This is a genomic window from Sphingomonas kyeonggiensis (assembly GCF_014196745.1).
GTDB lineage: Bacteria > Pseudomonadota > Alphaproteobacteria > Sphingomonadales > Sphingomonadaceae > Sphingomonas > Sphingomonas kyeonggiensis.
Window position 1 is genome coordinate 905,210 of the sequence record NZ_JACIEH010000002.1, and the last position, 24,454, is coordinate 929,663.

At 67.0% G+C, this 24,454-nt stretch carries 17 protein-coding genes; 15 read left to right on the plus strand and 2 right to left on the minus strand.

Features of this window, described 5'->3' with window-relative positions; genetic code table 11:
• Positions 1 to 109 precede the first annotated feature (109 nt).
• The 13 genes from GGR46_RS13090 to GGR46_RS13150 all read left to right on the plus strand — a co-directional run bounded on the left by GGR46_RS13090 (position 110) and on the right by GGR46_RS13150 (position 15,849).
• Positions 110 to 1,285 carry a CaiB/BaiF CoA transferase family protein gene (locus tag GGR46_RS13090; protein ID WP_343058143.1) on the plus strand — a complete coding sequence of 392 codons (1,176 nt, stop codon included), beginning with the start codon at positions 110 to 112 and terminating at the stop codon, positions 1,283 to 1,285.
• On the plus strand, positions 1,282 to 1,731 hold the full coding sequence (locus tag GGR46_RS13095; RefSeq protein WP_183998390.1) for a MaoC family dehydratase: 450 nt from the start codon (positions 1,282 to 1,284) through the stop codon (positions 1,729 to 1,731). The genes GGR46_RS13090 and GGR46_RS13095 overlap by 4 nt, the downstream gene beginning before the upstream one ends.
• Positions 1,732 to 1,737: 6 nt before the next feature.
• Complete coding sequence (locus tag GGR46_RS13100; protein ID WP_183998391.1) at positions 1,738 to 2,739, plus strand: sugar ABC transporter substrate-binding protein; 1,002 nt, start codon at positions 1,738 to 1,740, stop codon at positions 2,737 to 2,739.
• Positions 2,733 to 4,373 (plus strand): sugar ABC transporter ATP-binding protein, encoded by a 1,641-nt coding sequence (locus tag GGR46_RS25430; RefSeq protein ID WP_246426063.1) that lies wholly within the window; start codon positions 2,733 to 2,735, stop codon positions 4,371 to 4,373. Before GGR46_RS13100 ends, GGR46_RS25430 begins: the two co-directional genes overlap by 7 nt.
• Positions 4,370 to 5,479, plus strand: coding sequence for an ABC transporter permease (locus tag GGR46_RS13110; RefSeq protein WP_246426064.1), 1,110 nt, complete (start codon positions 4,370 to 4,372; stop codon positions 5,477 to 5,479). The genes GGR46_RS25430 and GGR46_RS13110 overlap by 4 nt, the downstream gene beginning before the upstream one ends.
• Positions 5,476 to 6,645, plus strand: a complete 1,170-nt coding sequence (locus GGR46_RS13115; protein ID WP_183998392.1) for an extracellular solute-binding protein — start codon at positions 5,476 to 5,478, stop codon at positions 6,643 to 6,645. The genes GGR46_RS13110 and GGR46_RS13115 overlap by 4 nt, the downstream gene beginning before the upstream one ends.
• An 8-nt stretch (positions 6,646 to 6,653) precedes the next feature.
• Positions 6,654 to 7,706, plus strand: a complete 1,053-nt coding sequence (locus GGR46_RS13120) for a Gfo/Idh/MocA family protein (RefSeq protein ID WP_221262720.1) — start codon at positions 6,654 to 6,656, stop codon at positions 7,704 to 7,706.
• A gap of 10 nt (positions 7,707 to 7,716) precedes the next feature.
• A complete protein-coding gene (locus tag GGR46_RS13125) occupies positions 7,717 to 8,439 on the plus strand; it encodes an SDR family oxidoreductase (protein WP_343058144.1) in 723 nt (240 codons plus the stop codon).
• Between the two features lie 119 nt (positions 8,440 to 8,558).
• On the plus strand, positions 8,559 to 9,482 hold the full coding sequence (locus GGR46_RS13130; RefSeq protein WP_246426065.1) for a glycoside hydrolase family protein: 924 nt from the start codon (positions 8,559 to 8,561) through the stop codon (positions 9,480 to 9,482).
• Positions 9,483 to 9,703: 221 nt separating this feature from the next.
• Positions 9,704 to 11,488 carry a DUF5060 domain-containing protein gene (locus GGR46_RS13135; protein WP_183998395.1) on the plus strand — a complete coding sequence of 595 codons (1,785 nt, stop codon included), beginning with the start codon at positions 9,704 to 9,706 and terminating at the stop codon, positions 11,486 to 11,488.
• A 13-nt stretch (positions 11,489 to 11,501) separates the two neighbouring features.
• A complete protein-coding gene (locus tag GGR46_RS13140; protein ID WP_183998396.1) occupies positions 11,502 to 11,954 on the plus strand; it encodes a hypothetical protein in 453 nt (150 codons plus the stop codon).
• Positions 11,951 to 13,576 carry an alpha-L-fucosidase gene (locus tag GGR46_RS13145; protein WP_343058146.1) on the plus strand — a complete coding sequence of 542 codons (1,626 nt, stop codon included), beginning with the start codon at positions 11,951 to 11,953 and terminating at the stop codon, positions 13,574 to 13,576. Before GGR46_RS13140 ends, GGR46_RS13145 begins: the two co-directional genes overlap by 4 nt.
• Before the next feature lie 62 nt (positions 13,577 to 13,638).
• A complete protein-coding gene (locus tag GGR46_RS13150) occupies positions 13,639 to 15,849 on the plus strand; it encodes a hypothetical protein (protein ID WP_183998397.1) in 2,211 nt (736 codons plus the stop codon).
• 46 nt (positions 15,850 to 15,895) lie between these two features.
• On the opposite strand, the gene GGR46_RS13155 is transcribed toward GGR46_RS13150, so the two are convergent.
• Together GGR46_RS13155 and GGR46_RS13160 are read right to left on the minus strand one after the other, a co-directional pair.
• Positions 15,896 to 17,098, minus strand: coding sequence for an SGNH/GDSL hydrolase family protein (locus tag GGR46_RS13155; RefSeq protein ID WP_183998398.1), 1,203 nt, complete (start codon positions 17,096 to 17,098; stop codon positions 15,896 to 15,898).
• A complete protein-coding gene (locus tag GGR46_RS13160) occupies positions 17,095 to 19,170 on the minus strand; it encodes a beta-galactosidase (protein WP_246426066.1) in 2,076 nt (691 codons plus the stop codon). Before GGR46_RS13160 ends, GGR46_RS13155 begins: the two co-directional genes overlap by 4 nt.
• A gap of 133 nt (positions 19,171 to 19,303) precedes the next feature.
• Here GGR46_RS13160 and GGR46_RS13165 point away from each other — a divergent pair, with 133 nt between their 5' ends.
• Both GGR46_RS13165 and GGR46_RS13170 read left to right on the plus strand, forming a co-directional pair.
• Positions 19,304 to 23,362 (plus strand): glycosyl hydrolase, encoded by a 4,059-nt coding sequence (locus tag GGR46_RS13165; RefSeq protein ID WP_246426067.1) that lies wholly within the window; start codon positions 19,304 to 19,306, stop codon positions 23,360 to 23,362.
• A 3-nt stretch (positions 23,363 to 23,365) separates the two neighbouring features.
• On the plus strand, positions 23,366 to 24,397 hold the full coding sequence (locus tag GGR46_RS13170; protein ID WP_183998400.1) for an aldo/keto reductase: 1,032 nt from the start codon (positions 23,366 to 23,368) through the stop codon (positions 24,395 to 24,397).
• Positions 24,398 to 24,454: the final 57 nt, after the last annotated feature.

Genomic DNA, 24,454 nt, shown 5'->3' on the forward strand with positions numbered 1-24,454 from the left:
ACGACGCTCTCTCCCGTTTGTCCCGCTTCCCGGGAAATCGTTTGACTCGGCATAGCCGCGACAATAGCGTCAGGGCAATAATCATATTAGAATATTATATGGAGCGGGTGTGGGAGAGGGTGACCACAGCGGGATCGCAGCGGCCGAGGCGCCGCTGACCGGCGTTACGGTGCTGGATTTCAGCCAGTTCCTCGCCGGCCCGTCCTGCGCGCTGCGCCTCGCCGACCTCGGCGCGCGCGTTATCAAGGTCGAGCGACGCGAAGGGGGCGATGCGAGCCGCGGGTTGTTTCTTGCCGACATGGCGTTCGACCAGGACAGTGCGCTGTTCCACGCGATCAATCGCGGCAAGCAGAGCTATGCCGCGGACCTCAAGGACCCCGGCGACCTCGAGGCGGTGCGCAGGCTGATCGCCCGTGCCGATGTGCTGATCCACAATTTCCGCCCCGGCATCATGGAACGGCTCGGGCTCGGCTGGGACGAGGTCTCGGCACTCAACCCGCGGCTGATCTATGCCGGCGTCAGCGGCTATGGGCCCGAGGGCCCGTGGCGGGACAGGCCGGGGCAGGATCTGCTCGTCCAGTCGCTGTCGGGCATCGCCTGGCTGTCGGGCGAGGGCAGCGGGCCGCCGGTGCCCGCCGGGCTTTCGATCACCGACATGATGGCCGGGGCACAGCTCTGCCAGGGTATCCTTGCGCTACTGGTGCGGCGGGGCATCTCGGGGAAGGGCGGCCGCGTCGATGTCAGTTTGATCGAGACGGCGATCGACCTGCAGTTCGAGCATCTCTCGGTCCATCTCAACCGGGACGAAGCGATGCCCCCGCGCAGCGCGGTGTCGAACGGCAATGTCTATCTCGCCGCGCCTTATGGCATCTACCAGACCGCGGATGGCTGGCTCGCCCTGGCGATGGCGCCGGTCGACAGGCTCGGCAGCATCCTCGGCCTCGACGCACTCGCCCGCTTCGCGCCCGCCAGCTGGTTCGCCGAGCGCGACGCGATCAAGGCTCTGATCCGCGACCATTTGACCGCCCGCACCACCGCCGAGTGGCTCGCCTTGCTCGAACCCGCCGGCATCTGGGCGGCGCCGGTGCTCGACTGGCCAGCGCTGCGGGCCGAGCCTGCCTTCGCTGCGCTCCATGCGACCCAGATTGTGCGCTCGCCCAACGGCGCCGAGCTCACGCTCACCCGCTGCCCGATCCGCATCGACGGCAGCATCCTCACTTCGCCGCGCGCCGCGCCCCGCCTCGGCGCCGACCGCACCGAAATTGACCGGGAGTTTGCCGCATGATCATCGAGCAATATTTCGAGGACTATGAGATCGGCGCCACCCGGACGAGCTTCGGCCGCACGATCACCGAGACCGATTTCGTCGTCCATGCCGGCCATACCGGCGATTTCTTCCCGCACCACATGGATGCCGAATGGTGCAGCACGCAGGAGATCGGCCAACGCATCGCGCACGGCACGATGATCTTCGCGATCGGCATCGGGCTCACCGCCACGGTGATCAATCCGCACGCCATGTCCTATGGCTATGACCGGCTGCGCTTCATCCGCCCGGTCCATATCGGCGACACGATCACGACGATCACCCGCATCGCCGACAAGCGCGATCACCCCAAGCGCACCACCCACGGCCTGGTTACCGAGGCGGTCGATATCCGCAACCAGCGCGGCGAGACCGTGCTGGCCTGCGAGCATCTCTATCTCGTCGCCCGGCGCGAGCTGGCCTGAGCGGCGATGCGGCTGCGCCCGATCCCCTTGCTGCTGGCGCTCTGCGTCGTCGCGGTCTCGGCAGCGTCGCTGGTCGGCGTGCGCAACGCTGCGCGTGCGGCCAATGGCGCGGTGGCGAGCAAGGCGGGCAGCGGTCCGCGCTACGGCCTGTCCACTGTCGGCCTCAGCTATCCGTTCGCCGCCGCCATCGCCAAGGGCTTCAGCGATGCAGCCGCGAGCGCCGGTGCCCGTGCGGTGGTGCTCGACGCCAAGGGCGACGTGCAGAAACAGGCCAACGACATCGACGACCTGATCGCCCAGAAGGTCGCGGGTGTCGCGGTGATGCCGATCGACTCCGTCGTGGCACAGGGCTGGGTCCGCCGCGCCAACGCCCAGCATGTGCCGATCGCGGCGGTGGCTGCGCTGGTCGGGGATCCGCGGACGCGGGCGATCGACGACGTCTATCCGGGGCTCGTCGCATTGGCATCGCAGGATGAGGTTGCGGCCGGCCGCGCGGCGGGCACCCTCGCCGCGACCTGGTTGCCCCGTGACCGGGTCGCGCGGATCGCGATCATCGAAGGCGCGGCGGGTTTCCCCGAAGTCGAGCAGCGCGCCCGTGGCTTCCGCCTGGCGCTCGATGCCGCCGGCCTGCGCTACCGCATCGTTGCCTCGCAGCCGGGCAACTGGACCAGCGAGGGCGGGGAGGCGGCCTGCCAGAACATCCTTGCCGCGCGGCCGGACATCGACCTGTTCTACAACGAAGCCGACGATATGGTGATCGGCTGTGCCCGCGCGGTGCGGGCGGCGGGTTCCTCTGCCCGGTTGCTCGGCGTCGGCGGCTCGAAGCTCGCCATCGCCTCGATCAAGGCCGGTGCGGTGGACGGCACGGTATGCTTCAAGCCCGAGGCGCTGGGCGCGCTCGCCTTCGAGGCGCTGCACGCAAAGGCCGAAGGCGCGTCGCGCTTCCGCACCTATCCGATCCCGGCGGTGACGCGGGCGACGGTCGGCGAATGTGTCGGCCAATGGTAGGGGCGCCGCTCCTCCAGCTGGCCGGGGTCGAGAAGATCTGGCCGAACGGCACCGTAGCGCTGCGCGGGGTCGACCTGACCCTGCACGCCGGCCGGGTGCACGGGCTGCTCGGTGCCAATGGCGCGGGCAAGTCGACGCTGATCAAGGTGCTGGCCGGTGCGATCCCGGCGAGCGGCGGCACCGTCGCCTGGCGCGGCGAGCTGGTGCGTTGGGCCAGCCCGCGTGCGGCGCGGGCAGCGGGCGTGGCGACGATCTACCAGCATATCCCGCTGGTGCCGACGCTGTCGGTGGTCGAGAACATGCTGCTGGAGCGGGCCGGCGGCTGGCGCGCGGATCGAGCCGGGTGCGCCCGCGCGGCGCAAGTGGCCAGCCTGCTCGACAATCCATTCGATCTCGATGCGCTGGTCGGCGATCTGCCGATCGGCACGCGCCAGATGGTCGCGATTGCTCAGGGGCTGATGGCCGATCCGGCGCTGCTCATCATGGACGAGCCGACCGCTTCGCTCGCCGGGCACGAGCGCGAGCGCGTCTATGCGGTGGTCCGCCTGCTCGCCGCGCAGGGCCACGCGGTGCTGTTCGTCTCGCATTTCCTCGACGAGATCCTGTCGCTCACCGACGAAGTCACCGTGCTGCGCGATGGCCGCGCGGTGCTGCATGCGCAGACCGCCGATCTCGATGAAGCCGCGATCGCGGCGGCGATTGTGGGGCGTTCGGTGACGGCGCTGGAACGGCGCCCGAGGGCAGCGCGTGCCTTCTCAAATCCTCCCCCGGAGGGGGAGGGGGACCAGCCGCAGGCTGGTGGAGGGGTACTCTCTACCAGCGATGAAGCCCGGGGGGCGCTACCCCTCCACCACCGCCTTTGGCGGCGGTCCCCCTCCCCCTCCGGGGGAGGATTGATTGAGAACCCACCCGCTCTCGAACTCCGCGACCTAGGCTCACCCGGCAAGCTCGCCCCCACCAGCCTCACCGTCGCAGCCGGCGAGATTGTCGGTATCGCCGGCATGCTGGGCTCGGGCCGCAGCGAGTTGCTCCACGCGATCTTCGGCGCCGATCCCGCCGCGCGCGGCGCGGTGCTGCTCCACGGCAAGCCGATCGGGCGCACGCCCGAGGAGGCGGTGGCGGCGGGCGTCGCGCTGGTGCCGGAGGACCGGGCGACGCAAGGCTTCGTCGCGGGCATGAGCGTCGCGGAGAATATCGCGCTGCCGCGCACCGGCCTGTTCCAGTCGCCGGTGCAGGAGCACGAAGCCGCATTGGCGGCCATCGAGCGGCTGGCGATCAAGGTGCAGGGCCCCGACGCGCCGGTCGGCGAGCTTTCGGGCGGCAATGCGCAGAAGGTGGTGATCGCCAAATGGCTCACCCCCGATACACGGCTGCTGCTGCTCGACGAGCCCACTGCCGGTATCGATATCGGCGCGCGTACCGACATCCTCCGGCTGATCCGCGGCCTCGCCGATGAAGGCTTGCCGGTGCTGCTGGTCAGCTCCGAGTTCGAGGAGCTGATCGGCGTGTGTGACCGCATCCTGGTGATGCGAGACGGTCTGGTGATCGCCGAAGTCGATCCCGAAACCACCGACGAGGCGGCGCTGATCCAGCGCGCCAGTGGCAATTTCCCAAGCACAGGAATGGCTGCATGATGCAGACGACAGACTGGCGCGCCGGCCTCGGGCTGCGCAAGGCCGGCATTTACTACGCGCTGCTGATCCTGCTCGCGCTGCTTGCCGGCATCGCACATTCGCGCGGGCTGCCGGCCTATCTCTCGGCGCAGAATCTCGGCAACATCGCCTATCAGGCCTCGCTGGTCGGGATCATGGGCGTGGCGATGACGGTGATGCTGATCACCGGTGCCTTCGATCTTTCGGTCGCCTCGGTCGCGGCGCTCGCGGCGGCGGTGCTGGTCGGGCTCGCCCCGAGCATCGGCTTTCCGCTGGCCGCGCTCGCTGCGATCGTCACCGCGGTGTCGGTCGGCATCTTCAACGGCGCGATCGTCCAGTTCGTCGGCATCAATGCGTTCATCGTGACGCTCGGCACGCTCACGGCGGTACGCGGGCTGGTGCTGGTGCTCACCGACGGCCGCTCGCTGATGGTCGAGCAGCCCGAGGTGCTCCAGCAGATGCTGGCCTTTGAGAGCACCCGCGTGCCGCTGTTCTGGCCACTGCTCGCGCTCGCCGTGGCGCTGTCCGCCTGGGCCGCCTTCCGCCGCCGGATCCTGATCGGGCTGGCCGGCCTGGTCGTCGCGGGGCTGGCGTTGCTTGCGGGGCAGGGCTTCGCGGTGGCCGCGCCGGTGGTCTATCTCGCCTTGTTCACGGCTCTGGTCTGGGCGGTGCTGCGCTTCACCGTGGTCGGCCGGCGCATCTATGCCGTGGGCGGCAATGCCGAGGCGGCGCGGCTGTCGGGCGTCAACGTCCATGCCTACAAGCTTGGCGCCTTCATCCTGTCGAGCGCGGCGGCGGGCTTTGCCGGGGTGCTGTTCGGCTGCCGGCTCGGCGCTATCAACCCGACCGCGCTGCAGGGTGCCGAACTCACCGTCATCGCCTCGGCGATCCTTGGCGGAACCTCGCTGTTCGGCGGGGCGGGGAGCGTGCTCAAGACGGTGGCGGGGGCGCTGCTGCTGTTCACCCTCACCAACGGCTTCAACGTGCTCGATCTGGGTGCGAGCTATCAGGGGCTGATCGAGGGAATTGTGGTGATCGCCGCGGCTGCGATCTACACCGTCGGCGGTAACCGGCGGCGCGCGGCATGACGACGCTGCGCATCGCCGTCCGCCGCTTTGGTCCGTTCGAAAGCGCGATTCGCAAGCAGTTCGACGACTTCGTGCGGACGACCGGCCGCGAGGCCGAGCTCGAAGTCGTGCCGATGGATCTCAATCCGCTCCACGAAAGCGCGATTGACGGGCGCGGGCTGGCCAGTGGCGCATGGGACATCGCCTTTCTCAATACCGACTGGCTGGCGGAAGCCGTGGCCGACGATCTGCTCGAGGATCTGGCGCCGCATCAGGCGCGCACGCCGATCCCGGACTGGCCCGATGCCTGGAGCCCGTCGCTCACCGGCCTGCAGCAGTTCGGCGGCGGGCTGTGGGCGATGCCCTATCATGACGGGCCGGAGTGCCTGGTCTATCGCAAGGACCTGATCGCCGAGCCGCCCGCGACCTGGGAGGAATTCCACGCCCTCGCTCGCGCGCATCACGTGCCTGAGGAAGATCGCTACGGCACGGTGCTCGCGCTCTATCCGGACGGGCACAACAGCTTCTACGATTTCTGCATCCATGTCTGGTCGCGCGGCGGCGAGGTGTTCGACAATTTGGGGAGGCCCGATCTCGCCTCGCCCCAGGCGCACGAGGCGCTCGATTTCCTGCGCATGCTGGCCCGCGACACCGGTGCGATCGCGCCCGATTGCCGGTCGCTCGACAGCGTCGCCTCGGGCGGGCTGTTTGCGGAGGGCAAGGTTGCGCTGATGGCCAACTGGTTCGGCTTCGCGGCCTATGCCGACACCGCGCCTGAGAGCCGGGTACGCGGGCTGGTCGATGTCGCGCCGCTGCCGGCCGGGCCGGGCGGGTGCAGCGTGTCGCTCAACGTCTTCTGGGTGCTGGCGATCGGATCGGGTTCGCGCAACAAGGGGCTGGCCTGGGATTTCCTGCGCCACTGTGCGACCGCGCCAATGGATCGGCTGACCACCAGCGAAGGTGCGATCGGCGTGCGGCGCTCGACCTGGCTGGATGCCGAGATCAATGCGCGCCTGCCCTATTATCACCGGCTCGAATGGCTGCACGCGCATGCCCGTTCGATGCCGATCACGCCCGATCTCGCGCGGATCAGCCATATCGTCGACGATCTGATGACCGAAGCGGTCACCGGGGATCGCCCGACCGCTGAGCTCCTCGCCGAAGCGCAGAGCCGCGCACTCCAATGAATGCTCCGATGAACCACAAACTGCAGCAAAGCTGGCCGATGCCTTCGGCGCCGCGCCCGATCGTCATCCTGGGCACCGGCGGGATCGTCGCCGATGCCCATCTGCCCGCCTATCGCAAGGCGGGCTTCACCGTCGCCGGGCTCTACGACCTCGATCGCTCGCGCGCCGAGGCGCTGGCGGCGCAATGGAACGTGCCGCAGGCCTTCGATACTGTTGAGGAAGCCGCGGCGGCGGATGCGGTGTTCGACATCGCCGCGCCGCCGGTCGCGCACCGGGAAATCCTCGAGAAATTGCCGGAGGGCGCGGCGGTGCTGCTCCAGAAGCCGATGGGGCTCGACCTCGCCGCGGCGACGGCGATCCGCGACATCTGCCGGAAGCGGAAGCTGACCGCCTCGGTCAATTTCCAGCTGCGCTATTCCGCGATGATGCTGGCGATCCGCGATGCGGTTCGCCAGGGGCGCCTGGGCACGCTCACCGAGATCGAGGTGCGCATCAACCTGGCGACGCCCTGGCACCTGTTCCCGCACCTGAAGAGCAACAAGCGGGTCGAGATCGTCAGTCACTCGATCCATTATCTCGATGCGATCCGCGCGCTGGTCGGCGAGCCCGAGAGCGTGTTCGCGCGCAGCTTCGATCATCCGTCGGGCGAGCTGGCCGATACGCGGACCTCGATGATCCTCGATTATGGCCCGACGCTGCGCTGCCTGTTGTCGATCAACCATCAGCATGACTTCGGCCGTCGCTTCCAGGAGGCGAGTTTCCGGGTGGAAGGCCTGGAGGGCGCCGCGATCGCCAAGCTGGGCGTGCTGCTCGATTATCCGGCCGGTGAGCCCGACGCGCTTTGGCTGGTCGAGCGCGGCAAGGACTGGGAGCAGGTGCCGCTGGCCGGCACCTGGTTCCCCGACGCGTTCATCGGCCCGATGGCCAATCTCCAGCGCTTCGCCGCGGGCGAGGACACGGTGCTGTCCACCCATGTCGAGGATGCGTGGCGGACCATGGCGCTCGTCGAGGCCGCTTATCGTTCGGGCGACCAGTCCGGCATGTCCATTCCCAGACCCTGAAGGACCAATTGTGATCGACCTTACCGGAAAGACCGCGCTCGTGACCGCCGCCGCCCAGGGCATCGGCCGCGCTTCGGTGCTCGCCCTTGCCGCTGCCGGCGCGCGCGTGATCGCGACCGATATCGACGAAGCGCGGCTCGAGGGACTTGCGAGCGACCGCATCGAGACGCGCCGGCTCGACGTGCTCGATCCCGCCGCCGTGGCCGCGCTTGCCGATGAGACGATCGACATCCTCTTCAACTGCGCCGGCGTCGTCCATGGCGGCACGGCGCTGGAGACCAGCGACGCCGATCTCGATTTTGCCTGGCGGCTCAACGTGATGGCGCAGGTCCATACTTGCCAGGCGGTGCTGCCCGGCATGGCCGCGCGCGGGGGCGGGGCGATCATCAACATGTCGTCGATCGCGTCGAGCGTGAAGGGGGTGCCCAATCGCTTCGCCTATTCGGTGACGAAGGCGGCGGTGCTCGGCCTCACCAAGTCGATCGCCGCCGATTTCGTGGACAAGAACATCCGCGTCACTGCGATCTGCCCGGGCACGGTCGATACGCCCTCGCTGCAGGAGCGGCTCGGGGCGGGCGGAGACTATCAAAGCACGCGCGCGGCCTTCGTCGCGCGTCAGCCGATCGGCCGGCTCGGCACGCCGGAGGAGATTGCCGACCTGGTCGTCTATCTCGCCGGCGCGACCTACACCACCGGCCAGGCGCATGTCATCGATGGGGGCTGGGGCATATGACCATGGACCGGCGAACGCTGCTTGGAAGCAGCGCGGGCGCGTTGCTGCTTCCGGGAGCCGCAAGGGCAGCCACGCGAGATCCTCTCACGCCCTATCGGACGCCGTACAAATATCCCAAGTTGATCCTCGGCGGATCGGGCGTGCCCGGCAGCTTCGACGAGAAGGCCGTCGACTGCCCGTTCGTCTTTTCTGCCAACGGCAAATTCTACCTGACCTATGTCGGCTTCGACGGCACCGGCTATCAGACCGGCATCTGTGAATCGACCAACCTGGTCGACTGGACTCGCAAGGGCGTGATCCTCGCGCGCGATCCCTCTGATCCGATCACCCGGTTCAATATCGCCTGCGCCTCGATCCTGCGCGAGAACGAGCTGCAATCGCCTGCCCGGCTGGTGAAGGTCGGCGGACGCTATGTCGCCGCGTGGCATGCCTATCCCAATGCGGGCTACGAAGAGGGTGCCGCGGTGATCGGGCTCGCCTGGAGCGACGACCTGTTCCACTGGGAGCGCGGGCCGGTGATCCTGCGTGCCGAGGACGGCGCCGAATGGGAACGCGGCGGGCTCTACAAGCCCTATCTCGTCAAGATCGGCGACACCTTCCACCTCTACTACAATGCCAAGACTACTGGCACGCCGTGGAAGGAGCAGACCGGTCTCGCGATCTCCAAGGACCTCAAGGCCTGGACGCGGCACCCGGCCAGCCCGCTGATCCGCAACGGGCCTGAAGGCGCGCCTGACTTCCGCTTCGCCAGTGACCCGGTGGTGGTCTCGCATCGCGGGCAATGGGGCATGTTCTATTTCGGGCTCGCCAAGGATGGTTTCGCGAGGGACCTGTTCGCGTTTGGTAACAGTCCGAGCAGCTTCACCAAGGCGGACGAGGTGCTGATCGACGTCGGTGCGCCGGGCGCGATCGACGAGAAATTCGCGCACAAGCCCGCGGTGATCTTCCACGACGGTGCGCTCTACCATTTCTACTGCGCGGTGAGCGGCAAATGGCCGAACGATGTGCGCGGGCTCGCGGTGGCGCGTTCGAAGCCCTGGTGATCGATCAAAATATTTGATCCCGAAAAACTTGTTTGACTCGGAAAAACTGCAGCAATAGCTTTGCTGAATAATCATATTAGAATATTATTGATGCGGTGATGTGGGAGCCGGTGCCCAGCGAAGAGCGGGTGCCGAAGAGCGTTCCCACGCGGGCTGCCGCGCGAACAGGGAGAGGGATGATGGCACACGCCCAATGGCGGTGGAGGCCGCTGCTTGTCTGCTTGAAACTCGCTGCTGCGCTGGCCGGTATCGGTGGCGGGTGCGTTGCCGCTTCGGCGGCGACGGTGGAAGGCACGCTCCAGCAATGGCGCGATGTACGGTTGAGCTTTGCGGGGCCCAAGACAAGCGAAACCGCCGAAACCAATCCCTTCAGCGACTATCGGCTGAACGTCACCTTCACCAACGGCAGCAAGACCTATGTCGTACCCGGCTATTTCGCCGCGGACGGCAATGCCGCCGAGACCAGTGCGACCGAGGGCAGCGTTTGGCGCGTCCATTTCGTGCCCGACGAGGCGGGCACCTGGACCTATCAGGTATCCTTCCGCACGGGGAAGGACGTAGCGGCCAGCCAGGATCCCGGCGCCGGCACCGGCGTCTCGATCGATGGCGAGAAGGGCACGCTCCAGATTGCAGCGGCGGACAAGTCTGGCCGCAACAAGCTCGACAACGGCATGCTCCAATATGTCGGCCAGCACTTCCTGCGCTATTCGGGAAGCGGGAAATATTTCGTGATGGCGGGTTCGCAGAGCCCGGAGAATTTCCTCGCCTATTACCAGTTCGACAACACCAAGGATTTTCGCGGGGCGAAAGGCTTCGCGACCGAGGACCAGCTCCACCATTACGACCCGCATGTTCGTGACTGGAAGCCCGGCGATCCGACCTGGCAGGGCGGCAAGGGCAAGGGGATCATCGGCGCGCTCAACTATCTCGCGTCGAAGGGGATGAACTCCTTCTACACGCTGACGATGAACAACTACGGCGATGCCATGGATATCAATCCATGGGTCTCGTACGACGCGCATACCCGCTATGACGTGTCGAAGCTGGCCCAGTGGGAAATCGTGTTCTCGCACATGGACCGGCTGGGCATGCAGGTCATGCTGATCACCCAGGAAGAGGAAGGCGAGCAGACGCTCGGCAAGCTCGGGGTGGAGCGGCGGATCTATTATCGCGAGCTGATCGCACGCTTCGCGCATCATCGCGGCGTGATCTGGGATCTCGACGAGGAGATGGACCGGTTCCGCTATTTCACGACGCAAGATATCGAGGAAATCTCCAACTACATCAAGGCGCTGGACCCCTGGAAGCACCCGATCCAGTATGTCCAGTGGAAGGCGGAGATGATCGCCGACGACAAGACCTATGGTCGGCTGCTCGGCTTCAGGAATTTCGACGCGACCGCGCTCCAGCACGATCCCGAGAACACCCATGCCGAGACGATCAAGTGGCTCGACAAGTCGGCTGCTGCCGGACACCCATGGCTGGTCCAGCTGATCGAGATGAACCCGGGCGTGCGCACCGATATCGAGGATCCCGGACACGACAAGGTGCGCAAGCTGGCGATCTGGGGCCATTACATGGCCGGCGGCACGGGGACGATGTTCTTCTTCACCGACCCGATCGGCGATCTCAACATGGAGGATTTCCGCAGTCGCAATCAGCTGTTCGATCTGATCCGGTACGCGCATGATTTCGTCAGCACCTATCTGCCGGTCACCGAGATGAAGCATGCCGACGCGCTGACCCCGGCGACCGATGACTATGTGCTGGCCAAGCCGGGCGCGGTCTATGCGGTCTATCTGCCCGAAGGCGGCACGACCACACTGGACCTGTCGGCGGCAGCGGGGTCGTTCGAAGTCAAATGGTACAATCCGCGGACTGGCGGCGCGTTGCAGAATGGCAGCGTGCGGACCGTCCAGGGTGGCGCTGCCGTTGCGCTCGGCACCGCGCCGAAGGGCGCCGCCGGCGACTGGGCCGTGCTCGTCCGCAAGACCGGCAAGCGCTGAGGAGATCAGGGACATGAACAGGCATCTACTCACGCTCGGAGCCCTGCTGCTCTCGCCTGCGGCCTTCGCGCAGGAAGGGGGTGGCGGCGCGGAAGTCGTGTCGCCGATGAACAGCAGCATGCTGGTCAAGATGAACACCTCCATCAGCACGACCAGCAGCAAGCCGGGTGACCGGATTACCGGCATGCTGATCGATCCGCGCGAGCTGCGCGGCGTGGTGATCGAGGGTAAGGTCGATCGCGCCGATCACGCGATCCTTGGCTTCTCATTCGATCGGATCATCGTCGGCGGGAAAGTGATCCCGATCCAGTCGCACCTCGTGTCGCTCACCAGCTCGAAGGGCAATGAAGGGCGCGACGATCTCGATAACCGGATCCGCATCGAAGGCGTCGGCATCATCGCCTTCGGCACTGCCACAGCAGTCGATGAAGGCGCGGAAGTTCGCATCACCGCGTGGAAGCGGTGAGCTACAGGATCATGGAGAAGACCAGGATGATATCGGGCAAGCGCGTGTTCGGCGCATCGGTGGCGATGGCCGCGCTGGCACTGGCGGTGCCTGCGGAGGCGCAGGTGCCGGGCTATGAAGCCAAAGTCGATGCCAAGCTGAAGCAGGTAAAGGCGGGGATCGCCAAGGGGCCGTTCAAGTCGGACTGGGACGCGCTGCGCGGCAAGTATCGCACGCCCGACTGGTTCCGCGACGCCAAGTTCGGCATCTTCATCCATTGGGGGCCGTACTCGGTCCCGGCATTCGCCAATGAATGGTATTCGCGCAACATGTACGTGCCCGGCAACGCCGCGTACAAGCATCATGTCGAGACCTACGGCCCGCAGTCGAAGTTCGGCTACAAGGACTTCATTCCGCAGTTCAAGGCAGAGAAGTTCGATCCGGCGGCTTGGGTGAAGCTCTTTCAGCAGGCCGGCGCCAAATATGTCGTGCCGGTCGCCGAGCATTGCGACGGCTTTGCGATGTACGCGTCCGACTTCACCGAATGGGACGCCTCCAAGATGGGGCCCAAGCGCGACACCACCGGCGAGATCGCCAGGGCGGCGCGGGCCGCGGGCATGCATTTCGGTCTGTCCTCGCACCGCGCCGAGCATTGGTGGTGGTACTATATGGGCCGCACCTTCGATTCCGACGTGAACGACCCGAAGAATGACGGCCTGTACGGCCCCGCGGCGCCGATGGGCCTGCCGGCCGACAAGCCGGAGAGCTGGCCCGATGGCGGCCAGCTCCAGACCTGGATGCCGCCGAACAAGGCGTTCCTCAACGACTGGATGGCGCGTACCTCGGAGCTGGTCGACAAGTACAAGCCGGAGCTGATCTATTTTGACTGGTGGACTGCGGCGCCTTCGTTCGAGCCGCTGATGCGCGACACCGCAGCCTATTACTACAACCGCTCGGCGGGCTGGGGCCAGCAGGGGATCATCGCGTACAAGGGCGGCCAGTTCGCCGAAGGCAGCGCGCTGTTCGACATGGAGCGCGGCAAGACCGATGCGCTCAAGCTGACGCCCTGGCAGTCCGACACCTCCGTGAGCGTGCACAGCTGGGGCTATGCCAAGGATGACAGCTACCGCACGGCGCAGTCGCTGATCTCCGACCTGATCGACATCGTCAGCAAGAACGGCAATCTGTTGCTCAACGTAGGCCCCAGGGCCGACGGGACGATCCCCGACGAGATCGCCCAGGTGCTGCAGGGCATGGGCGGCTGGCTGAAGGTGAATGGCGAGGCGATCTACGGCACGCGCCCGTTCCAGTTCTTCGGCGAGGGGCCGACCAAGTCGGGCCAGGTCCGCGTCGGTGGGCAGGTCGAGGAATCGGCGGTGAAGGGCTACACACCCGCCGACATCCGCTTCACCACCAAGGGCGACAATCTCTACGCGCTGGGGCTGTCGCGGCCGCAGGACGGCGCAGTGCTGATCAAGACGCTCTACGCCGGCACGCCCTATCTGGCGGCACCGATCAAGAGCATCGCACTGCTGGGTGGCGGCAAGGTCGAGTGGGAGCAGACCCCCAAGGGCCTGCGCATCACGCTGCCGGCGGTTGGCGACGGGGCCTATCCCTACGCGCTCCGCATCCGCACGCGCTGAAATCAACGAAAGGCACGGCCGGGCCAAGCGCACCGGCCGGCCGACAATCAGGGGAAGATATCATGAAGCGGTTCGCCTGCCTGTTCACCGCCGCCGCACTTGCGGGAACGGCGCTCACTTCGCCTGCCTCGGCGCAGGACATTCCGATGCAGCCCTTCCCGGTGGATCATGAGGCGCGGGTAGATTCCGGCGCCGATGCCCGCTTCCTGCTCGATGGGCCGGCGGGGAAGTACGGCTTCATCAAGGCGCGCGACGGCCATCTCTATCGCGGCGACGGCAAGCGCTTCCGCTGCTGGGGCGTCAACCTGACCGGCTGGACGATCGGCGGCGAGGAAATCCCTTCGCACAAGGATGCAGAGACCTATGCCAATGCACTGGCGCGGCTGGGGGTGAACTGCGTCCGCATGCACTTCCTCGACCGGCCCGACACGCCGGACCAGATGCGCAACGAAGGCACGGGAGGCCCGGTCACCCACGGCCCGCGCGGCCTGATCCGCGGCGATGTGAACAATAGCCGGGAGATCAATCCCGAGCGGATGGAGCGGCTCGATTACTGGTTCGCGCAGCTCAAGAAGAACGGCATCTACGTCAACTTCAACCTGAATGTCGGCCGCGTCTTCAAGTCGGGCGACGGCGTGCCCGACGTCGATCTGATCAACAACGCCAAGGCCTTCACCTATTTCGGCCCGGAGCTGGTCGCGCTGCAGAAGGAATATGCAAAGCAGCTGCTCGGCCACACCAACCAATATACCGGGCTGCGCTACGCCGACGATCCGGCGGTGATGACCGTCGAGGTGGTCAACGAGAATTCGGTGCTCGAATTCTGGATGCGTAACTGGCTGCGCGGCGAACGGGTGAAGGGCGGGGCCAACTACCAGCTCGACATGACGCCGCATTACCAGGCGCTGCTGGTGAGCATGTACAATAGCTGGCTCGCCAAGAACCGCACGGCTGCCCAGGTCGCCGAGCTGCACCGGATCGCGGGCGTTACGGCGGACAAGCCGGTACCGTTCATGCGCCGCGGCGATCACCCTGACGCGCCGCGCCTGCGGCTCGATGCCGAGCTGGCCTTCCTGACCCAGGTCGAGATCGACTTCCACGCTGACATGAAGCACTTCCTGAAAGACGAGCTGGGCGTGAAGTCGCCGATCGTGCCGATGGCGGACCACACTTATTTCATCGCCAACCAGCCGCTGATGCGCACTGCGCTCAAGGGCGACATCGTCGATGCGCATGTCTATTGGCAGCACCCCGCGATCTATGGCCGGCGCAACGAGCCGATGGTCAACAGCCCCGAGCTGTCGATCATCCAGAAGCTCGCGCGCAGCACTGCTGTCGGCAAGCCGTTCACGGTCAGCGAGGTCAACCACCCGTTCCCGAGCGAATATGGCTCGGAGATGATCCCGATCCTCGCCTCCTATGCGGCGCTGCAGGATTGGGACGGGATCTTCTTCTACACGTTCGAGACCAAGATCAGCGGCGAGTGGAAGCCGGCGATCGCCGACCATTTCGACATGACGCTCGATCCGGTGAAGATGGCGCAGATGCCGGCGGGGGCGATGATCTTCCTGCGCGGGGACGTTTCTGCGGCGAAGACGGTGCTGACGCGCTCCTATTCGACCGACCAGATCAGCGAGGCGTCGCGCCTGCCGCGGGCGGAGATGCCCTATTACACGCCGGGCTTCGACAAGATGATCCCGCTGGTCCATGGCTCGCGGGTCTCGTGCCTCGATTGCAAGCCGAGTCTGCCCGCGCCGCTGCCGCCCGCGAACCCTATCGTGTCGGACACGAAGGAGCTGAGCTGGAAGACCTCGGACGGCAAGGACGGAATCGTCAGTGTCGATACGCCGCGCAGCCAGGCGCTGGTCGGCTTCGTCCGTGACAATGCCAAGGTGCAGACCCGCAACCTCTCGGCCGAGATCAAGAACGACTTTGCGACGATCACTTTGTCGTCACTCGACGGCAAGCCGATCAACCTGTCGAACCGGCTGCTGCTCACCACCACGAGCCGGACCGAGAACACCGGCGCGAAGTGGGACGAGCGCGGCGCGATGCTGACCGAATGGGGCACCGCGCCGACGCTGATCGAGCCGGTCACCGGCTGGATTCAGCTCAAGGACCTGGAAGGCGCGATCGGGGTGTTCGCCCAGCCGCTGGACGGGGCGGCGCGGCCGATCGGCAAGGAGATCTCCGGCAAGATGATCGAGCCGGGCTGGGAGATCCGCGTGGGGGCGCCGGCGACGACCAGCTACCTGATCCGGGTTGAGCGCTGAGGCTCGAAGCCCTCTCTCCAAAGGGGAGAGGGAGAAAGATGCCCAGCTAGCGGCAGCCCTGCTTCAGGATCTGGGGCAGGGCCGTTTTCGCCATGCGGGTATAGCCTGCGTCGTTCGGGTGGAGATGGTCGCCGATCTGCTCGGCCAAGCGCATCGTGCCGGACTGGCCCGGTTCGTCCATTGCCTTGTCGAAGTCGATCAGGCCGTCGAAGCGCGCGGCATTGGCACGGATCCAGGCATTGACCGTCTTGCGGCGCTGCTCGCCAGCCGCATCGGCATAGGCGGCGCCCTGATAGGGCAGTAGCGTGCCGAAGATCACCTTGAGGCCGCGCGCCTTGGCGCGGACCAGCAGCTGCTCATAGGCGGCGATCAGGCTGGCGGCCGGCGGCTGCCAGTCCTTGCCCGGGTTCTTGACCGTGCCGATGTCGTTGATCCCCTCGAGGATCACGACATGGGTGGCGCCCGGCACCGACAGCACGTCGCGATCGAAGCGGGCGAGCGCGCCGGGGCCACGGCCCTGGCTCAGCAGGCGGTTGCCGCTGATCCCGGCATTGGCGACCGTCCAGCAGCGGCCCTGCGGACTTGCGGGGAGCAGCCTGCCGAGCTGGTCGGGCCAGCTCATCGCCTTGGACGCACCGGCGCCTTCGGTGATCGAATCTCCGAAGGTAACCAGCACCTTGGTCGCCACGGTGCCCGACAGCTCCAGCGCGCTGACCACGCCCGAGGCGCGGGCGTGACGGGGGCTGGGGAGGGTGAGTTCGGCAGTGGCGTCGCCGCTGGCGATATCGACCATCTGCGCGTGGGTGGGCGGGGCCACCTCGTCGGGGAAGTAGAGCGAGACAGCGAGCCGCTCGCCGGCCGCTACCGGATAGGCAAGCGGATCGGAGAGCATAGGCGCGCGGGCGGGGATACGGACATCCCGCGTACCGCTGAAAGTAAGCGTGCGCAGACTGCCGGGAATCGGCTTGCCCTCGGCATCGAGGCGGAGGATCGAGGCGCCGCCGATGCGCAGCGCCTCGTCGGCCAGCTCGTTGCTGAGGCGCACCCGCAGCGTCTTGCCGGCAATGCCCGCGCGCAGCTCCTGGCGGACCGTCTCGGCCTCGAACGGGCGGCCGAGCGCCTTGCCGTCGCGCGTATCGGGTTCATAGCCGATCGGCGGGCCCGACCAGGCGGGCACCCAATGATCGGGACCGGTTGCCGCGCCGGCGAGGAGCAGGGCGGCGAGCGAGAGCGTCAGCGGCTTGATCATTTGGCATCTCCCAGCGTGAACCACGCGATGCCGTGGGCGGCGATCTGGCCATCCGCCCAGTCTCCGCCGGCCGGCTTCGCGCCGGCGGGGAGGGCGAGGGGATGAGGCTGTTTGCCGTGGTTGATCGCGATCAGCACGCGCTTGCGGCCGCCGGCGCGGACGGCGATCTCGAGATCGGGGTCGGCGCCGGGGAGGATCGGCCTCACCTTCGCATCGGCGAGCAGGCTGGTGGCGAGCTGGGCCATCGCCGCCGGATCGAGCCACGCGCCGACATAGGTGATGCTGCCCTTGCCGACCTTGCGGGTGACGATCGCGGGCTTGCCGTCGAGCCAGCCGCCTTTGTCGGCATAGGTGGCGCGGACCTGCACGCCCTTGGCCAGGGGCGTGATGTCCTCGGCCCAGATCGTCGCCTTGCCCGCGACCGCACCGGTTACGCCGACGCTCTCGTCCAGCGCATAATATTGGGCGATTTCAGCGCCGAGCAGGGTGGCCAGCGGTCCCGGCTGCTTCTGCGGCCAGAGCGCATTGGCATCGTCGCGCATGCCAGAGCGCGGACCGAGCACGAGGTTGCCGCCGCTGCGGACATAGCTCTCCAGCGCCTTCGCTTGCCCCTCGGTCAAGACCATCAAATTGGGTGCGACCACCAGCTTGTAGCGGGCGAGATCGGCTTCGGGGGCGACGACGTGCACGCCTTGCGCCTGGGTGCGCAGCGGGCGGTAGAAGTCGGTGAACGCCTTGATCGCGTCGAAGTCCTTGTGATGGCGCTGGATATCGATCGCCCAGCGGCTGTCGTACGAGAAGAGCATCGCGACATCGGCGCTGGGCGCGGTGTCGGCGAGCAGGGGCGCGGCGGCGACGAGATCGGCGGCGGTGCGGGCGATCTCGGGCTGGATCGGGTTGGGCTTGCCGTCCTGCCCCAGGACCGCGCCGTGATAGGTTTCCTGCCCGTTGGCGGCGGGGCGCCACTGCCAGTAGAGCACCGCATCGGCGCCGTGGGCCACGGCCTGCCACGCCATTTCGCGGACCTGGCCGGGGTCGAGCGCGCGGTTGACCGGGGCCCAGTCGACGCGGCCGGGCTGGGTTTCCATCAGCCAGAAATTGCGCTGCTTGTAGCCGCGGACGAGATCGTGATTGGCGCCGTTCGCCACCCAATCGGGCCGGCCTTCCTGGATGTAATTGTCCCAGGAGGCGATATCGAGATCGCGGTGCATCGCATAGTGATCGAAGCCCGCATTCCAGAACATCGTGTTGGTGGTGACGAAGGCGCGGGGATCGATCAGCGGGCGGATCGCGCGGACCTGGTTCTGGACATAGTCGGTCCAGGTCGCGGTGGTGAAGTGCTTGAAATCGAGCAGCAGGCCCGGGTTCTGCTGGCCGGTGGCGCGCAGCGGGACCTGGCCGAAGTCGTTGTAGTGCTGGCTCCAATATTCGGTGGTCCAGCGGCGGTTTAGCTCGTCGATGCTGCCGTAGCGCTTCTGCAGGAAGGCGTGCCAGGCGGCGACCGATTCGGGATCGAACGAAGGCGGGCCGACTTCATTGTCGATCTGCCAGCCGACCACCGAGGGATCCTTGCCGTAGCGACGCGCCATCTCGACGGCGATGCGGCGGGAGAAGTCGCGGTAGCGGGCGCTGGCGAAGGAGAAGTGGCGGCGGCCGCCATGGCCGGCGCGGGTGCCGTTCTCGTCGACGCGCAGTACCTCGGGATATTTCTGGGTGAGCCAGGCGGGCGGGGCGGCGCTGGGGGTGCCGATCACCACCATCATGCCGTGCTTCTTCGCCGCTGCGATCGCGCGATCGAGCCAGGCGAAATCGAACTTGCCTTCCTCCGGCTCCATCCGGCTCCAGGCGAACTCGCCGACGCGTACCGTGTTGAATCCCGTGGCTTTCATCAGCGCGAGATCCGTGTCCCAGCGTGCCTCGGGCCATTGCTCGGGATACCAGGCGACGCCGACCGCGATGGCCGGCTTGTCGGCAAAGGCGGTGGCGCGGTTGAGGCTGCCTGCCTGTGCCAGCGCGGGGGCGGCGCTGCCCAGTGCTGCTGCCAGCAAAGCCCATCTTGCCCAGCGTGCCATCCTCATCCTCCAGACTGTTCTGTTTGCAAAGGTGATGCCGGGAGAAGATCGGCATGCCAAGCCTATTTATCGTTTTATATGATATTTTAGCCTGCTAGGCTGTGGCAAAACGATAGTCGGGAGAGGGATGGACATGGCAGGCATCGGACGGTGGCTGGCGGGGTGTGCGCTGGTGATTCCGGCGGCGGGGGCGATGGCGCAGGAGGCGCCGGCTCCGGACGCGGCGGCGCAGGGCAAGCCGAGCCCCGAGGCGTTTCGCGATCCGCCGGCCGAGGTGCGGCCCGGCACCTTCTACCACTGGATGAACGGCAACGTATCAGCAGACGGTCTGGACGCGGATCTTGGCGCGATGCGGGAAATCGGCATCGGCAGCGTGATGGCGTTCGACGGGAGTAGCGACGTGCCCAAGGGGCCGGTTGACTATCTCAGTCCAGACTGGTTGCGGCTGATGACGCACATGATGGCGAAAGCCGACCAGCTGGGCATGAAAGTGGGGCTGCACAATGCGCCGGGCTGGTCGTCCTCGGGCGGCCCTTGGATCACCCCCGAGCGATCGATGCAGCAGCTCGTCTGGACCGAGGCGACCGTGGCGGGCGGCAAGCCGGTCGCGGTGAAGCTGGCGCAACCCTATACGAAGCTTGGCTATTATCGTGACGCGGCGCTGATTGCCTTCCCGGCGAGCGCGGGGGACGACAGCGTGTATCGCGACGCGGTCGCCGAGATGCGGACGGCGAGTGCGGTCGCCCCGACGCTGCTGACCGACCGGGACTTGAACACTGGCACGAATGCAACCCCCGACGCGCCGCTGATCATAAGGATGAAGTCGCCCTTCACCGCGCAGGCAGTGACTTTGTACAGCGACGCGCATGCCGGGCCGTTCAGTGCAAACATCGAAGCCTCCAGCGATGGCAAGAGCTGGACGCGGATCGGCCAGGTCAGCGCGCCGGCGCAGCATGAGCGCGGGATCGAGGCGCCGGGCACGATCAACTTCGCGCCCGTCACTGCGAGCTGGTTCCGCGTCACGCCCAAGGGCAAGCTGAAGCTTACCGAGGCGCTGTTCCACGCGACGCCGCGGATCGATGGCTGGGATTTGAAGGGCGAACATCTGTTCCGCGCCTCGCCCGCAGTCGAGCCGCACCCGAGCGATCTGCGCAAGGCCGATGCGATCGACCCCGCGAAGGTGATCGACCTGAGCGGCAAGCTCGACGCGAGCGGTACGCTGCGCTGGACGCCGCCGGCGGGGCGCTGGACGGTGCTGCGGCTGGGGCACACCAGCACCGCGCATCTGAACGTCGCGGCATCCGATGCCGGGCGGGGGCTTGAGGTCGACAAGCTCGATCCCGATGCGGTGGACTTCCAGTTCCAGAGCAGCGTCGGCAAGCTGGCCGAGGCGTCGGGCGGCTATCTCGGCAAGACTTTCAACATGATGATGATCGACAGCTATGAGGCCGGGCTGCAGAACTGGACGGCGAAGCTGCCGCAGTTCTTCGCGAAGCAGAAGGGCTATGCGATCACGCCTTGGTTGCCGGCGCTGACCGGGCGGATCGTCGGCGATGTCGACCAGTCCGACCGCTTCCTGTTCGACTTCCGCGATACGCTCTCGGACCTGATGGCGGACAATTATTATGGCCGGATGCAGAGCCACGCGAACGCGATCGGCCTGCATTTCTATGCCGAGCCGTACGGGCCCGGCGCGTTCGATACGCTGCAGGTTTCGGGGCGGACCGAAGTGCCGAGCAGCGAATTCTGGACGCGCACGCCCTGGACCGACAACCGATCGATGAAGATGGTGACGTCGGCCGCCCATGTGTACGGCAAGCCGGTGATCGCGGCGGAGAGCTTCACCGGCGAGGCGCAGACCAGCCGCTGGCAGGACTATCCCTATGCGATGAAGGCGCTGGGCGACCAGATGTTCGCGCTGGGGCTCAACCAGATCATCTTCCACCGCTATGCGCACCAGCCCAATCCCAAGGCAGCGCCGGGAATGGTGATGGGGCCTTGGGGGATCAACCTCGACCGATCGAATACCTGGTTCGCGCAGGCGAAGCCGTGGATGCAGTATCTGGCGCGCAGCCAGTATCTGTTGCGGCAGGGCATCTATGTCGCGGACGTGCTGTTCTTCACGGGGGAGGAGACGCCCTATCAGGCCGAATATGCGCGGCCCGATGTGTCGCCGGACAGCAACCCGAAGATCGGGCAATATTTCGAGCCGCATATCCCGCCGGGCTATCAATATGACCTGGTCAATGCCGAGGTGCTGCTGACCCGGGCGAGCGTGAAGAACGGGCGGATCGTACTGGCGAACGGGGCGGAGTATCGGCTGCTGGTGCTGCCCGCGACGCTTTCGAGCATGACGCCGCAGCTGGCGAGCAAGCTGCATGCATTGGTGGAGCAGGGCGCAGTGATCCTCGGGCCGCGGCCGGTCCATTCGATGACGATGACGGGAGACGAGGATTTCCGCGCGGCGACCGAGGCGCTTTGGGGTGCAGGAGATGCGCCGCGCAAGGTCGGCGCGGGGATGGTCTTCCCCAAGGGCAGCGTGCTGGAGGCGATGGACGCGCTCAAGGTCGGGCCCGATGCGCGGTGCGACACGCGGACGCCCGACGGGCAGGTGGTGTGGCTGCACCGCAAGCTGGCGGGCAGCGACATGTATTTCGTCGCCAATCGCCAGCGCCGCGCCGAGACGGTGACGTGCAGCTTCCGCGTCGGCGGTGCCGCGCCGTCGCTCTGGGATTCCGAGACGGGGACGGTGTCGCGCCCGGTGCTGTTCGCCAGCGATGCGGCGGAGACGAAGGTGACGTTCGACCTGTCGCCGGCGGGATCGACCTTCGTGATGCTCGATCCCGACAAGGGAGAGAAGCGCACCGGCTGGATCGCGCGCGACGGCAAGCGGGTGGCGGAGCTTGATGCGCCGGTTGCGGTGCGGGCCGCGGCGCCCGAGGGCAGCTTCACCTTGTCGCTCTGGGCCAAGCCGGACATCGATTTGCGCGTGCTGCCCGACGAGAAGACCGAGGGGCGGATCAACGAGACGGGCAAGAACTATCTGATCAACGCGCGCTCGGGGCGCGACCTGCACGGCGAGGGCAGTGCGATCGCCGGGCTGGCGATCGGCCGCAATGGCGCGATGGTGATCGAGCGGGCGAGCCCGGACAGCGTGCCGGCGGTGCTGGTGAGCCGCACGCCGGTCTCGGGCTGGACGCATGTTGCGCTGGTCTATGACCAGGGGACGCCGAGCCTGTACCTGAACGGCAAGCTGGTGCGGACCGGGCTGCGCAGCGGGCGGCGGGTGTTCGCCGGCGGCAGCGATGCGCCGCAGCCGCTGGGCGTGAGCTATTTCTTCGAGGGCAATTCGACGCCGCTCAAGACAGTGGCGCGGGCACTCAGCGCGGACGAGATCGCCGCCGAAGCGGCGGGTGCGCCGCCGGTGGCGCCGATCGCGGCAACGCCGGTGACGGTGGAACGCGACGAGGCGGGCGGGCTGCACGGGCTCGCCTGGGCGAGCGGGCGCTATACGCTGGAGGGTGGCGGCGGCTTCACCGCCAAGGTGCCCGAGCCGGTGACGGTGGCGGGGCCATGGACGGTGCGCTTCCAGCCCGGGCGCGGGGCGCCGGAAAGCGTGGTGCTGCCCAGGCTGGAATCGCTCAGCCATCATGCCGATGACGGGGTGCGGCACTTCTCGGGCACTGCGACCTATCAGCGCAACATCGACGTGCCGGCGAGCGCGCTGGGCAAGGGGCGGCGGGTGTATCTCGATCTGGGCCGGGTCGAAGTGCTGTCGGGCGTGACCGTCAATGGGAAGGACCTCGGCGTGGTGTGGAAGGAGCCCTACCGCGTCGACATCACCGATGTGGTGAAGCCGGGGGCAAACAGGGTCTCGCTCGCCGTGACCAATCTCTGGGCCAACCGGATGATCGCCGATGCGGCGCTGCCCGAGGAGGGCCAGTTCGTCGATGCCGAATGGCAGGTCGGCGAGAAGCTGGCGGCGGACGGCAGGAAGGTGCCGGTGATGGCGCGCAAGATCACCGCGCTGCCCGACTGGTACAAGGCCGGCGAGGCCAAACCGGCGGGCGGGCGGGTGAGTTTCACGCCCTGGACCTTCTATTCGGCGGACGAGCCGCTGCTCGATTCCGGGCTGCTCGGGCCGGTGCGGCTGGTGTTCGCGCAGGAAGTCTCGGTGAAGCGGGAGCGCTAGGCGATGCACTATGCTCTGCTCGGCAATAGCGGGCTGGTCGTCTCGCGGCTGGCGTTCGGGGCGCTGACGCTGACCCGGGACGATCCGATGCAGGGCCTTGCCAAGGTGCGCGGGGCGGATGCCGATGCGCTGGTCGGCCAGGCGCTCGATGCCGGGATCAACTTCTTCGACACCGCCGACATCTATGCGGGCGGCCAGTCCGAGGAAGTGCTCGGCAAGGCGCTGGCGCCGCACCGCGACGGGGTGGTGATCGCGACCAAGGTGATGGGGCGGATGGGCACGCCGCTGGTCCAGGCGGGGCTTACGAAAAGGCACATCGCCTGGGCGATCGACCAGAGTTTGCGCCGGCTGGGGACGGACTGGGTCGATGTCTATATCGCACACAACGAGGATGCGCGGACGCCGCTGGAGGAGACGCTGGAGGCGCTCGACGGGGTCGTCCGCGCGGGCAAGGCGCGCTATCTCGGCTTCTCCAACTGGTCGGCTTGGAAGGTCGCTGCCGCGCTCGAGCTGCAGCGGGCCAATGGCTGGGCGCAGTTCACCCATGGGCAAATGTATTACTCGCTGCTCGGCCGCGACATCGAGCGCGACCTGATGATGATGCGGGGGCGCTACGGGATCGGGGTGACGGCATGGAGCCCGCTCGCGGGTGGCTTCCTGTCGGGCAAATATGACCGCAATCGGCCGGGGGCGGAGGGCGATCGGCTGGCGGCGACGGGGTATATGCCGTTCGACCGGGAGCTGGGCTTTGCGCTGCTGGATGCGTTGCGGGAGATCGCGGGCGAGCTGGAGGCGAGCGTGGCGCAGGTGTCGCTGGCCTGGCTGCTCGCCAAGTCGGTGGACAGCGTGATCCTGGGGGCGTCGCGGCCGGAGCAGCTGGCCGACAATCTGGGGGCGGCGGCGCTGATGCTGCCCGATGATGTGGTGGCGCGGCTCGATGCGCTGACCGCGCCGGCGGAGCTCTATCCGCACTGGCACTGGCGCAATGCCGCGGATGGGCCGCTGGAGGCGGCGCTTTCCGGGCATGGGAGATAGCACCGGAACCGCGACGAGGGGCTGGCCACAAATACTATTATAACTGTAAGGAAGTGG